Annotated in this window: 12 protein-coding genes; 3 read left to right on the top strand and 9 right to left on the bottom strand. The window is 68.9% G+C overall.

Going from position 1 to position 12378, the window contains the following annotated elements; translation table 11 throughout:
• Positions 1 to 4: 4 nt before the first annotated feature.
• Positions 5 to 1420 carry a cytochrome ubiquinol oxidase subunit I gene (locus ABZS29_RS32335; RefSeq protein ID WP_355467743.1) on the bottom strand — a complete coding sequence of 472 codons (1416 nt, stop codon included), beginning with the start codon at positions 1418 to 1420 and terminating at the stop codon, positions 5 to 7.
• 80 nt (positions 1421 to 1500) lie between these two features.
• Between ABZS29_RS32335 and ABZS29_RS32340 the strand changes: the two genes are divergently transcribed.
• Both ABZS29_RS32340 and ABZS29_RS32345 read left to right on the top strand, forming a co-directional pair.
• A complete protein-coding gene (locus ABZS29_RS32340) occupies positions 1501 to 1887 on the top strand; it encodes a BlaI/MecI/CopY family transcriptional regulator (protein ID WP_355467745.1) in 387 nt (128 codons plus the stop codon).
• The gene (locus ABZS29_RS32345) at positions 1884 to 2789 is read left to right on the top strand and encodes a M56 family metallopeptidase (protein WP_355467747.1); all 906 of its coding nucleotides are present in this window, start codon (positions 1884 to 1886) and stop codon (positions 2787 to 2789) included. Before ABZS29_RS32340 ends, ABZS29_RS32345 begins: the two co-directional genes overlap by 4 nt.
• On the opposite strand, the gene ABZS29_RS32350 is transcribed toward ABZS29_RS32345, so the two are convergent.
• The 5 genes from ABZS29_RS32350 to ABZS29_RS32370 form a co-directional block, all read right to left on the bottom strand.
• On the bottom strand, positions 2782 to 3324 hold the full coding sequence (locus tag ABZS29_RS32350; RefSeq protein ID WP_355467749.1) for a dihydrofolate reductase family protein: 543 nt from the start codon (positions 3322 to 3324) through the stop codon (positions 2782 to 2784). The genes ABZS29_RS32345 and ABZS29_RS32350 overlap by 8 nt on opposite strands.
• 157 nt (positions 3325 to 3481) lie before the next feature.
• On the bottom strand, positions 3482 to 4573 hold the full coding sequence (locus ABZS29_RS32355; RefSeq protein ID WP_355467751.1) for a beta-eliminating lyase-related protein: 1092 nt from the start codon (positions 4571 to 4573) through the stop codon (positions 3482 to 3484).
• Between the two features lie 32 nt (positions 4574 to 4605).
• On the bottom strand, positions 4606 to 5277 hold the full coding sequence (locus ABZS29_RS32360) for a zf-HC2 domain-containing protein (protein ID WP_355467753.1): 672 nt from the start codon (positions 5275 to 5277) through the stop codon (positions 4606 to 4608).
• Positions 5274 to 5798, bottom strand: a complete 525-nt coding sequence (locus ABZS29_RS32365) for a sigma-70 family RNA polymerase sigma factor (protein WP_355467755.1) — start codon at positions 5796 to 5798, stop codon at positions 5274 to 5276. The genes ABZS29_RS32360 and ABZS29_RS32365 overlap by 4 nt, the downstream gene beginning before the upstream one ends.
• A gap of 37 nt (positions 5799 to 5835) precedes the next feature.
• On the bottom strand, positions 5836 to 6312 hold the full coding sequence (locus tag ABZS29_RS32370) for a hypothetical protein (RefSeq protein WP_355467757.1): 477 nt from the start codon (positions 6310 to 6312) through the stop codon (positions 5836 to 5838).
• A 22-nt stretch (positions 6313 to 6334) separates the two neighbouring features.
• Here ABZS29_RS32370 and ABZS29_RS32375 point away from each other — a divergent pair, with 22 nt between their 5' ends.
• Positions 6335 to 6706: a nuclear transport factor 2 family protein gene (locus ABZS29_RS32375; protein WP_355467759.1), complete on the top strand. Its 372-nt coding sequence runs from the start codon at positions 6335 to 6337 to the stop codon at positions 6704 to 6706.
• On the opposite strand, the gene ABZS29_RS32380 is transcribed toward ABZS29_RS32375, so the two are convergent.
• The 3 genes from ABZS29_RS32380 to smc all read right to left on the bottom strand — a co-directional run bounded on the left by ABZS29_RS32380 (position 6696) and on the right by smc (position 12135).
• Complete coding sequence (locus tag ABZS29_RS32380; protein ID WP_355467761.1) at positions 6696 to 7646, bottom strand: zinc-dependent alcohol dehydrogenase family protein; 951 nt, start codon at positions 7644 to 7646, stop codon at positions 6696 to 6698. The genes ABZS29_RS32375 and ABZS29_RS32380 overlap by 11 nt on opposite strands.
• A gap of 80 nt (positions 7647 to 7726) precedes the next feature.
• Positions 7727 to 8293: a TetR family transcriptional regulator C-terminal domain-containing protein gene (locus ABZS29_RS32385; protein WP_355467763.1), complete on the bottom strand. Its 567-nt coding sequence runs from the start codon at positions 8291 to 8293 to the stop codon at positions 7727 to 7729.
• Positions 8294 to 8571: 278 nt separating this feature from the next.
• A complete protein-coding gene (gene smc, locus ABZS29_RS32390; RefSeq protein ID WP_355468357.1) occupies positions 8572 to 12135 on the bottom strand; it encodes a chromosome segregation protein SMC in 3564 nt (1187 codons plus the stop codon).
• Between the last annotated feature and the right edge of the window lie 243 nt (positions 12136 to 12378).

Consider the following 12378-nt stretch of genomic DNA (forward strand, 5'->3'; position numbering starts at 1 on the left):
CCCTTCAGTACGCGAACGAGAGCGGCTTGGCGGTTTCGGGATCGTCGTCCGGCTCAGATCCCGGTGCCGGTGCGTCCGTCCCGGCCAGGCCGGCGCGGATGGTGCGGAGCATCAGCTTCACCTCGACCACCGCGAGCACGCCGTACAGGACGGTGAAGCCGGCCAGCGACGTGATCACCTCCCCGGCTGTGGTGCCTGGCGAGACGCCGGAGGCGGTGGGCAGCAGCCCGAAGACCAGCCAGGGTTGGCGTCCGGTCTCGGTGAAGATCCAGCCGAAGCAGTTCGCCACCAGCGGCAGCAGCGGTAGCGGCGCGACCGCCCAGATCAGCCATGGGGCCGGCGCCCGGCCCTTCCTTGTTGCCCAGAGCAACCACAGGGCGATCGCGCCGGACGCCATCCCGACGCCGATCATCAGCCGGAAGGTCCAGTAGGCCAGCGGCACGTTCGGGCTGTAGGAGCCGGGGCCGTAGAGCTTCTCGTACGCCTCCTGCAGCGAGTTGATGCCCTGCACCTCGCCGTCGAAGTGACCGGTGCCGAGGAACGACAACAGGTACGGCACCTTGATCGAGAAGATCTCCTTCGACCCGTCCAGCGTGCCGATCGTGAAGACCGAGAACGAAGCCGGCTTCTCGGTCTCGTAGAGCGCCTCGGCGGCTGCCATCTTCATCGGCTGCACCTCGGTCATCACCTTGCCCTGCTGGTCGCCGCTGATCGCGACGCCGGCGCTGGCCGCGAGCACGATCACCGCGCCGATCTTGAGCGCGGTCCGGAAGATCTCCCGATCCACCGTCGGCCGTCGGAGCAGGTGCCAGAGCGCTACCGCGGCGACGAACGCACCGCCGACCATGAACGCGGCGAAGATCGTGTGCGGGTAGGTGACCAGCACGACCTTGTTGGTCAGCACCGCCCCGAGGTCGGTCAGCTCGGCCCGGCCGCGCTCGGCGTTGTAGCGGAAGCCGACCGGGTTCTGCATCCAGGAGTTGGCGGCGAGGATGAAGTACGCCGAGAGTTGCGTGCCCAGCACCACCATCCAGATGCAGCCCAGGTGCACGAGCTTCGGCAGCCGGTCCCAGCCGAACATCCACAACCCGATGAAGGTCGACTCGACGAAGAACGCGAGCAGCCCCTCCAGGGCCAGCGGCGCGCCGAAGACGTCGCCGACGAAGCGCGAGTAGTCGCTCCAGTTCATCCCGAACTGGAACTCCTGGACGAGACCGGTGACGACGCCCATCGCGATGTTGATCAGGAACAACTTGCCGTAGAACTTGGTCAGCCGCAGGTACTTCTCCTTGCCGGTCCGGTACCACGCGGTCTGCAGGCCGGCGGTGATCGCGACCAGCGAGATCGTCACCGGCACGAAGAAGAAGTGGTAGACCGTGGTGACGGCGAACTGCCACCGGGCCAGATCCAAGGTGTCCATGAGACCCTCCAGGGCCATCTACGACGGTACGTAGTAGATCGTAGCGCGGATCTACTACAACGCGTAGTTATACTGGTCACGTGACCAGTGAGGAAAAGGCCCCGCGGCCGCTCGGCGACCTCGAGCGGGTCGTCATGGAGCAGTTGTGGGCGGCGCCCGACGCACTCACCGTGCGCGCGGTCTACGAGCAGGTGTCGACGACGCGCGACCTCGCTTACACGACCGTGATGACGGTGCTGGACCGGCTGGCCAAGAAGAAGCTGACCGAGCGCGAGCGCGACGGCAAGGCCTGGCGGTACCGGGCGGCCGCACCGCGCGAGGAGCTGGCCGCCGACCTGATGCGCGACGCCCTCGACCGCGCCGGCGACCGGCGCGAGGCCCTGGTCCGGTTCGTCGACCAGGTCAGTGACGAAGAAGCGGCCTTGCTCCGGGAGGCGTTGGCCCGGCTGGAGGAGCGGGAGGGGTGATCACCCCGGTCCTGCTCGCCGTCCTGGCCCTGGTGCTGACCGGACCGGCGCCGGCTCTGCTGGCACGTTCCGCGTGGCCCTATCGGGTCCCGCGCGCTGCGGTCGCTCTGTGGCAGGCCATCGCGCTCGCCGCCGTACTGGCCGCGCTCGGCGCCGGTATCGCGCTGTCCTACTCCACCGCCGGCCAGCCTGGTGAGCCACGCTTCAATCCGTCCTCGCCCCGCGACCTCCTGGCCGCAGCGATCCTCGCCATGACCGCACTGGTCGTGCTGCGACTGCTGTGGGCCACCGGCAAGGTGGCTGTCGGCACCCGTGCCCGGCGCCGCCGGCATCGCGACCTGGTCGACGTACTGGCCACACCGGACGGTCTGGTTCCCGGTCTGCGTGTGCTGGCCGAGGAGACACCACTGGCCTACTGCCTCCCAGCCCTGCGCGGACATCGCGTGGTGGTCTCCGTCGGCGCCCTCGAGCGTCTCGACGAGTCCGAGCTCAAGGCAGTGCTCGCTCACGAGCAGGCACACCTACGCGCCCGGCACGACCTGGTGCTGGAGGCGTTCACCGCGCTCCACGCCGCGTTCCCGCGCTGGGTGCGCAGCGAGGTCGCACTGGAGCAAGCACGCACACTGGTCGAACTGCTGGCCGACGACGACGCACGCCGCCGCAACGGTCCGCGCCCGTTGGCGCGGGCACTGGTCGCTCTGGCCGGCTCACCCGCACCCGAGGCCGGCCTGGCTGCTGCCAAGTCGTCCACCGTGTTGCGAGTCCAACGACTGGCCGACCCGGAGCCAGGCAGCCCAGCACTCGCCGCCGGCACCTACACGCTCGCCGCACTGCTCCTGGTCGTCCCGACCATCACCGTCGCCGCCCCCATCGTGAAGGCGATCGTCAACGCGGTCAGTTAGGCCGATAGCGCAGCAGCACGCCGTTCCCAGCCCAAGGACGCGCCTCGATCAGCTCCAGACCCAGCCTGGAGCCGTCGGCCGGGAACAGGCTGCGCCCGGCGCCGAGCAGCAGCGGGCAGACGCGCAGCTCGACCTCGTCGACCAGGCCGGCGGCCAGCAGCGAACGGAACAGCGAGATGCTGCCCCACAGCATGATGTCTTTGCCGTCCTCGGCCTTCAGTGCGCGCACGGCGTCCAGGTCGCGAACCACCGTCGCCGGCTCGTGCGATCCCCACGGCGCATCCTCGATGGTCGTCGAAACGACTACCTTGCGCAGTGCGTTCAGCAACGGAGCCATCGGATGGTCCGCCGACGGCCAGACGCCGACGAACAACCGGTAGGTCTCGGCGCCGAGCAGCATCGTGTCGATCCGCTCGAAGGTCGCCCGGTCCTCGGCCTCGTGCTCGCCGATCGTGCCGAAGAACGAAGGCTCCCCAGCGGCGTCGGCGGCGTACCCGTCGAGAGTGACGTACTCCTGGAAGATGAGCTGTCTCATCGGAGGAGGCTAGCCGAAGTGTTTGCCTTCGCCGCGGGCTACAGCCAGCAGGACCAGCCCGGCCAGCACCAGCAGAACAACCATGGCAACAACGAACGTCAGCACTTCTCTCCCCGATTCCCCACACAGATCCCCAGCGTCTACGGGGTTGACGTCCTCAAGCCCGTAAAAGTTCCCCGTAGGCCTTGGTGATCTCGGCCACCGGCCACTGCAGGGTCTCCGGCGTGATCACCAGCTCGATCCACGACCACCCCGGTATGGCGGCCGCCTGCCACGGACCGCAGATCGACTCGCGGGTCCGCTCCATGCGATCGATGGCAGCAGCCTCGATCGCGGCGGTGTCCCGCGGCGCGTACACCTGGAACGAGTTGGTGTGCGGCGGATCGGGCACCACCCGATAGCCCTCGCCCTGCAAGGCGATTGCCACCTCGATCGCGCGCTCGTGCAGCTCGCCCATCAGTGGGAGCGCCGTACGGAGTCCCTCGCGCGCAGCGACGGCGTACGGGAGCATTGTGTAGAGGTTGCCGCCGAGTCGGCGCTGCCAGCGCCGGGACTCCGCGATCAGGTCCTCGGGTCCGGCCAGGACTGCACCGGCCAGACCGCCAAGGCCCTTGTAGAACGAGACATAGACCGAGGTGGCCAGCGCGGAGATCTCCGCCGGGCTGTGCTGCAGGTACGGCGTGCTCTCCCACAGCCGCGCACCATCCAGATGCAGCGGTACGCCGCGCTCCGCACAAGCCTCCGCGAACACGACCAGCTCATCCCAGGTCGGCAGTAGGAACCCCGGCTCACGGAGCGGCAGTTCCAGCGTCACTGCGGCGAGCTTGCCGGGAATGGCGGCCAGCTCGTCCGGCCGTGGCTGCCGCGGCTCGGACGTCAGGCGTTCGATGCGGAGCTGGTGCACCTCCTCCAGTGCGTTCAGTTCGTGCACCAGCAGGTGGGACTGCCCGTGGACCGCAACCCGCTTGCTTCCGGAGCGGTCGGCGTACACGCGCAGGACGCTCTGCTGCGCCATGATGCCGGACGGCATGAACACAGCGGCCGGCTTGCCGAGCAGCTCCGCGACCTCCTGCTCCAGGGCCTCGATGGCTCCGCCGCGGCCATAGGTGTCGTTCTCGTCTTCAGTAGCCGCCTCAGCCAGGCGTCGCAATCGCTCCGGCGCCGGCACCGACGCACGCGACAACCAGCGGTCGCAGTTCTCAGCGGCGGACTTGCGGCGGGCTCGGAGGTCGTCTGCGGAGGTAGCCACGAGTACATCCTCTCGCGCGCCGCAAGAAGATTTCAGACCGGTGTAGTGACGACGTGCTCGCCCTGCACCGTCTTGATCTCCACCGACTGCACCTGATCCGGAGGCACCAGCACTCCACCACCGAACCGGCTACCGCCCTGCGCGGCCTGGTCCGACACGAGCCAACTGCCCGCGGTCCACGTCTTGCCGGCCTTGTCGGTCACGACCATCACGCACTCCGCACCAGACTTCAGACCGGTGATCTGGACGCGCACCCAGGTCCAGCCCTCGCGGGGCTCCACAGTCGTCGTCATCGTCGTACCGCTGTTCGCATCTGTCGCCGTCACCTGCCTGGAACCCGGGACAGGCGCATCGGCCTGATCCACGGTCTGACGACCGATCAACACGCCGCCACCCAGCACCCCCGCCAGCACGACCACCGCGGCCGCAACCAACAGCCATGGCTTCCGTTTGCGGCTTGGCGCACGGGTGTCCCGCACCTCTCGCAAGGTGCGCTGCAGCAGCAGGTCACCGTCATCGGGAGCTCCGTCCAGGAACGCCTCCGGCGGCACCTCGCCGAGGAACTCCTTCATCTCCTCGAGCTCGGCCAGCTCGGTCCGGCACTCGGCACAGGTGGCCAGGTGCTCGTCCACCGCACGGCTCTCGGCAGGATCCAGCGCGCCCAACGCATAGGCGCCCAGCTGCGAGCGATCATGCTCACTCATTGGGTCACCTCCGGTCGAGCCAGCACCGCGCGCAGAGCTCGGAGGGCGTAGTACGTTCTCGATTTCACGGTACCTGGCGGCACACCGAGCTCCTTGGCCGCCTCGGCGACCGAACGACCTCGGTAGTACAGCTCCACCAGCACCTCGCGGTGCTCGGGCGAGACCTGGTCCAGAGCGCTCAGCACCACCATGGTGTTCACCACCGACTCGGAGTGGTCACCTTGGACCGGTGGCCGGTCTACAACGTCCGCTACCTCGACAGGTCGTGCTGCTCGCGCTCTAGCGCGGTCGGTGACGATGTTGCGAGCCACCGTCAGCAGCCAACCGCGCACCGAGCCTTTGGTCTGATCCAGGTCATCAGCGTGCTTCCACGCCCGCACCAGAGTCTCCTGTACGACGTCCTCCGCCGCAGCGCGGTCGCCGGTCAAACGGGTCGCGTACGCGAGCACGCTGCGCCCGTGCTCGGCGTACAGGGAGCGGACGAATGTCTCGGCCGCGTCCTGACCCTCGTAGGCACCCACCGTCGGAACGATAGCGGGTGCCCACGTGGGGTAGTACTCAGTAGCCGGAGTTGCCATCGCTCGACGGCTGAGTCGTGATCTTCTTGCCGTCCGGACCGACAACCCACCAGATACCGCCGACGGCCTGCCCCTTGGTCTCACCGGCTTTGGAGTCGGCGGCGAACAGGTAGAGCGGCATTCCTCCGACCGCCAACTGCTTGCTGCCGTCGGACCGGGTGATCGTCGAGACCTCCACGCCGTCCAGCTTCGGAGTGCTGTCGCCGGCCGCTACCGCCGGCCACTTGGCCAGGCAGTCGCCCTCACAGTTCGACTTTCCCGCAGTGTCCTTGTCGAACACGTACACGGTACGGCCGTTGCCGTCGACAAGGATCTTGCCGAGTCCACTGTCCGCCGTCTTGAGCTGAGCCGCAGCCCCCGTACTGGAGTTGCTGTCCGCGCCCTTGTCGTCACCGCAAGCAGTCAGTACACCGAGCCCCAGCACCATCGCTGCCACCACACCGGCCACACGCCTCATCAGGTCCTCCTCGAAATCTCCGTTGAACACCTGCCATACGTGCGGTCGCAGTCAGTGGTTCAATCGCGTTACGAGCCAAGAGATCCCAGCCGCGGTCCAGCGTGCGCTTACCGCGATCGACGAGCAGGACAACGACGCGTTCGTGGCAGCCTTCGCCGACGACGGGTACGTCGACGACTGGGGCCGCCAGTTCCGCGGTCACGAGCAGATCCGTTCCTGGAGCGACAACGAGCTGATCGGCAAGCGAGCGACGTTCACCGACACACAGGTGGCCACCCCGGGCAACCCGATCACCCTGCTCACGCAGGTCGGTGGCGACGGCTTCAACGGCCCGTCGCACTTCACCTTCGACGTCCAGGGTGATCAGCTCGCCTCGATGACGATCACGGCCTGAAGAGCACCTTCCCGCCACCACGGCCCGCGTGCTCTAGCGCCTTGGCGTACTCGGCGACCGGATAGGTGGCCGCCACCTCGGTGCGCAGTACGCCGTCCACGGTCAGCCGCACCAGGTCGCCGTACACGCTCTCGAGCTCGGCGCGGGGCGCACTGGTCGTCCAGTTGATGATCCACAGGCCGACGATGCGCAGCTGGCGATAGATGATGTCGCGCAGACCGACCGGCGGCGTCTGCCCGGTCACCGACGAATAGGTCACCACTGTGCCACCGAACTCGGCCGCCGAGGCGAGTGCTGCGGTTGTGGCGTCACCGGTCCCGTCGAGCACCAGCCGCAGCTGGTCATCGCCCAGCTCGGACCTGATCCGCTCGGCCAGGTCCGGACCGTCGACCAGCACCACATCCGACTCCAGCCCAGCAGCCGCTTCAGGACTCCGTACGACGCTCAACGTGCGCAGCCCGGCGTGGCGCGCCAACTGGATCACGGCCCTGCCGACCGCAGAGTTCCCGAGGTTCTGACCGACCCAGTCACCCGGCCGCAGGTCCACCTGCTTCAGCGCGAGGTAGGCGGTTAACGGGTTGACCCCGACCGTCGCGAGCTGCAGGGGATCACCCGCTTCCGGAAGCTCGATCAGGTTGGCGGTCTTCACTGCCACTACCTCTGCCCAGGTGCCCTGCTCGTAGTTCGGCACGATCAGCACGCGCTTGCCGAGCCACTCGCTGTCCGCCGGACCGCTCACTCGCCCGATGCCCTCGGTGCCGATCGCGAACGGCAGTTCCTGCGGCCGATAGCCGTACTTGCCCTCGGCAAGCTTCACGTCGGACGGGTTGACCGTCGCCGCCTCGATCGTGACCAGCACCTCCTCCGGCCCGGCCGTCACCACGCTCTCGTCGGCCACGATGTTCGCCACCGCACCGACCTCCTTCAGTACCAGTTTCATCGAGCTGCTCCTTCTAAGACGGTCGGTCATCTTGAGATCCTCGAACGAAAGCCGTCCTCAGTTGAGGACGGCTGAAAAGCTCAGGCCAGCAGCGCGTCGAACGTGACCGCGAAGAACGCCTCAAAGGCCTCGCCGGACTTATCGGTCCGCGCTTGCAGCAGCGCGCCTTCCCAGGCGCTGGTCAGGTAGCGAGCCGTCTGCTGCGGGTCGAGCGAGGCCCGGATCTGCCCCTCGGCCTGCCCCTGCGCGATCGCCTCGGCCAGGAGCTGCACCCAATTCCCCCAGCCGTCCTTCACGCGCAGCCGCAACGGCTCACTGTGGTCGACGATCTCGGCGCCGAAGTTGCCGAACATGCAGCCCTGGCTGAACTTCGGCTGGTCACCGCGCAAGAACTCGAAGTGCCGGCGCACCCGCTCCACCGGCGGCACCGTGCGGTCAGCCAGATCCGCCATCCGCAGCCGCTCGCCGTACCGCTCCAGCGCGACCGCGCCCAACGCTTCCTTGCTCTCGAAGTGGTTGTAGAACGACCCCTTCGGCACCCCCGCCCGGTCGGTGATGTCCTTCACCGCCGCCGCATTGAACCCCCGCTCCAGGAACAACTCCACCCCGGACTCGAGGATCTCCTCCCGCATACTCCGTCTGGCCATGACCCCAATATGACCGGTCGTCTCAGCAAACACAAGCCACCCCACCTTGAGCACCCCTCAACCACTCAGCGCGCGACCAAACGATCGATCCGTGCTCAAGGCGCCCGGCAGCCGCACTTTGAGCATCCCTCGACCGTCCTGCGCCCGGCCACATGGTCGAACCGTGCTCAAGGCGCCGGGAGGACGGCCCAGGCCATCACAACTGCCGATTCGGACGCAGGCTCACGCTCGGCTGGAGGGGATCCGGGGCCGATTGTGATGGGCTGGCGGTCCGCCTGCTACACGGGTTCGGGTTCGCGGATGCGTTGGGAGATGACGGCGGAGACGCCGTCGCCGCGCATGGTGACGCCGTAGAGGGCGTCGGCGACCTCCATGGTGCGCTTCTGGTGGGTGATGACCAGGAGCTGGCTGTTCTCGCGGAGCTCTTCGTAGATCTCCAGGAGGCGGCCGAGGTTGGTGTCGTCGAGGGCCGCTTCGACCTCGTCCAGGATGTAGAAGGGCGAGGGGCGGGCCTTGAAGAGAGCGACCAGGAAGGCGACCGCGACCAGGGAGCGCTCGCCGCCGGAGAGCAGTGAGAGGCGCTTGACCTTCTTGCCGGGCGGGCGGGCCTCGACGTCGATGCCGGTCGCCAGCATGTCGCTGGGGTCGGTCAGGATGAGCCGGCCTTCACCGCCGGGGAAGAGCCGGCTGAAGACGTGCTGGAAGGCGATCTCGACGTCGCGGTAGGCCTCGGTGAAGACCTGCTCGACGCGGTCGTCGACCTCCTTGACGATGTCCATCAGGTCGCGGCGGGACTTGCGCAGGTCCTCGAGCTGCTCGGACAGGAAGCGGTGCCGCTCCTCCATCGCGTCGAACTCCTCGAGCGCGAGCGGGTTGATCCGGCCGAGCTGGTTCAGCGAGCGCTCGGCGGACTTGAGCCGCTTCTCGACCTTGGCCCGGTCGAACGGCTCGCCCTCGAGCTCGAGGGTGTTGTCGTCGCCGTCCTTGGGCAGCGGCGGCACGAGCTGGTCGGGACCGTACTCCGCGACCAGCTGCTCGACCGCGATGCCCAGCTCGCCGAGCGCCTTCTCGTACAGCGCTTCGAGGCGCATCTTCTGCTCAGCCCGGGCCAGCGCGTCCCGATGCACGGTGTTGGTCAGCTGCTCCAGCTCGGAGCTGAGGTTGCGGCTGGCCGAGCGGGCCTGCGCGAGCGCCTGCTCCCGATCGGCGCGCTGTGCCTGGATCGCGGAACGCTCCGTCGCGGCCAGCTGCAGCGAGTGCTCCAGCCGGGCCAGCACGTGGCCGGTCGCCAGGTGCACGGCCTGCGCGGCCTCGGACTGGCGAGCGCGCCGAGCAGCTCGGGCAACCGCCCGGGCCCGCGCCTCGCGCTCCTGGCGGGCCGCACGCTCCAGCTGGTCGGCCCGGCCGGACAGCGCCCGGGCGCGCTCCTCGGTGGTACGCAGCGCGAGCCGCGCTTCCATCTCGGCCGCCCGGCCGGCCTTCGCCTCTTCGGCGAGCCGGTCGCGCGCCGACGTGTCAGGCTCGTCGCCCTCTTCGTCGAACATCTCGGCGTCGGTCAGCCGCTCTTCGAGCTCGGCCAGGCCGGACAGGTTCTTGTCGCGCTCGGCCTCGGCCGCGGCGATCGCCTCGGCCATCCGCTGCGCCTCGCCGCGGGACGCCTTGGCCAGCGACCCGAAGTGCGCGAGCTGCTCGGCCACCGCCGCCATCGCGGCATCCGACTCGTGCAGCCGGGCCAGCGTGATCTCGACGTGCTCCTTCTGCCGGGAGCGCTCGTCCTCCAGCGCCGCCAGCTCGAACCGCAGCCGCTCACTGCGCGCGGTCGCCTCGATCAGCTTCTCCGCGGCCTCGTCGACCGCCGACTGCACCTCGATCAGGCTCGGTGCCGCGTCGGATCCGCCGTACGCGAAGTGTGCACCCAGTACGTCGCCCGCCCGCGTAGCGCAGGTGACGTCGGGCAAGGTGCGGATCAGCGACTGTGCTGCCGCCACATCCTCGACGACCGCGACCTTGCGCAGCAGCCGGCGCAGGGCGGGCCGCAGGTTCTGCGGGCACTCGACGACATCGACGGCGTACAGAGCGCCGTACGGGAGGGTGGGCCAGGTCGCGTAGTCGTCGGCCGGCGCGTCACCGAGCAGCATCCCGGCGCGGCCGAGGTCGTGCTCCTTGAGATGACCGACGGCGGCCAGCGCTGCGTCCACATGCGTGATGGCGACCGCGTCGGCGGCCTCGCCGAGCGCGGCCGCGATGGCCGTCTCGTAGCCGGAGCGGACGCTGAGCAGCGCCGCGACCGAACCCATCAGGCCGGTGACCTGCTCGGAGGCGGCCAGCAGAGCGCCGGCGCCGTCCTTGCGGTTCAGGCCCAGCTCCAGGGCCTCCTTGCGGGCGCTCAGACCGGTCCGCTCACGCTCGGCGTCCCGCTCCTCGGCACGCAGCTTGGCCAGCCGCTCGTCCAGCTCGTCGAGAACCGACTGAGCCGCCTCGTACTGATCGTCGAGGCCGCGCTCACCGGCATCCAGGCCGGCGACCTGGGTCTCCAGGGCTGTGAAGTCGTGCTGGGCCTTGGCCGCGCGGGCCTCGGCCTCGTTCATGTTCGTGGTGAGCCGGCCGATCTCGGACTCCGCGGCGGCCGCGCGGCTCTTCAGCGCGTTCACCTGGCCGGTCAGCCGGGCCAGACCCTCACGACGGTCGGCGGCGGCCCGGATCAGCGCGGAGATCCGGCGCTCCTCCTCGGCCTCCTGGTTCTCCAGCAGCTGGCGGCGCTCGACGGCCTCGGCCAGCAGCTCGGAGTGGGCCTCGACCTCGGCCTCGATCTGCGCCTCGGTCTCGCGCACCCGGGCGGCCTCGAGCTCCAGCTCGTCGGGGTCGCGTCCCGAGCGCGGGCCGTCGTCGGCCTCGTCGTTCAGCGAGCGGATCCGGTCGGCGGCGATCCGGGCGGTGCCCTTGATCTTCTCGCCGAAGCCGGACAGCTGGTACCAGGTGTCCTGCGCGGCCTGCAGCGCCGGAGCGTCCTCGCGCAGCGCCTCTTCGAGCTCGGCCTCCAGGTCGCGCGCCTCGCGCAACTTGGCCTCGATCTCGGTACGGCGTTCCGTCATCCGCGCCTCGTCGGCCAGCTCGGCCTCGAGCGCGGACTGGGCCTGGACGATGTCGTCGGCGAGCAGCCGGGCGCGGCCGTCGCGGACCTCGGCCTGGATCGTCACCGCCCGGCGCGCCACCTCCGCCTGGCGCCCGAGCGGCTTCAACTGGCGGCGGATCTCGGTGATCAGGTCGCCGAGCCGGTGCAGGTTGCCCTCGGTGGCCTCCAGCTTCCGGATCGCCTTCTCTTTGCGCTTGCGGTGCTTGAGGACACCGGCGGCCTCCTCGACGAAGCCGCGGCGGCCCTCCGGGGTCGCGCGCAGGATCGAGTCGAGCTGGCCCTGGCCGACGATGACGTGCATCTCGCGGCCGATACCGGAGTCGCTGAGCAGCTCCTGGACGTCCAGCAGCCGGCAGCTCTGGCCGTTGATCTGGTAGTCCGAGCCGCCGTTGCGGAACATCGTCCGGCTGATCGTGACCTCGGCGTACTCGATCGGGAGGGCGCCGTCGGTGTTGTCGATGGTCAGCACCACCTCGGCGCGGCCCAGCGGCGAACGGCCGGAGGTGCCGGCGAAGATGACGTCCTCCATCTTGCCGCCGCGCAGTGACTTCGCGCCCTGCTCACCCATCACCCAGGCGAGCGCGTCGACGACGTTCGACTTCCCGGAGCCGTTCGGACCGACGATGCAGGTGATCCCCGGTTCGAAGTTCATCGTCGTGGCCGACGCGAACGACTTGAAGCCTCGGAGCGTCATGCTCTTGAGATACAAAGCGATGCTCTCCAACCCGTGAAAGGACAGACGATACCGAAGGAACCGTCGCAACTCGTAACGCTGTCGCTACCCGGGGAAGTAGTTCCGCCGCCCAGTCTACAAACCGGCGCGGGCAAAACCGTGCAGGCCTACCGGTCGGAGCGGCAGGCGGATGGATGGTGGGCGCACAACATTGAGAACAGCACAATCGGCGGAGGCCCGGAACGGGGGCCACCGCCGCCCTTGTGCAAGTAGTGCCAG

It is taken from the genome of Kribbella sp. NPDC005582 (assembly GCF_040605415.1).
Lineage (GTDB): Bacteria > Actinomycetota > Actinomycetes > Propionibacteriales > Kribbellaceae > Kribbella.

Excerpts from the sequence above, each read along its gene's own strand:
- ABZS29_RS32335 (WP_355467743.1), bottom strand. The coding sequence starts at position 1,420 with ATGGACACCTTGGATCTGGCCCGGTGGCAGTTCGCCGTCACCACGGTC.
- ABZS29_RS32350 (WP_355467749.1), bottom strand. The coding sequence starts at position 3,324 with ATGAGACAGCTCATCTTCCAGGAGTACGTCACTCTCGACGGGTACGCC.
- ABZS29_RS32360 (WP_355467753.1), bottom strand. The coding sequence starts at position 5,277 with ATGAGTGAGCATGATCGCTCGCAGCTGGGCGCCTATGCGTTGGGCGCG.
- ABZS29_RS32370 (WP_355467757.1), bottom strand. The coding sequence starts at position 6,312 with ATGAGGCGTGTGGCCGGTGTGGTGGCAGCGATGGTGCTGGGGCTCGGT.
- ABZS29_RS32380 (WP_355467761.1), bottom strand. The coding sequence starts at position 7,646 with ATGAAACTGGTACTGAAGGAGGTCGGTGCGGTGGCGAACATCGTGGCC.
- ABZS29_RS32385 (WP_355467763.1), bottom strand. The coding sequence starts at position 8,293 with ATGGCCAGACGGAGTATGCGGGAGGAGATCCTCGAGTCCGGGGTGGAG.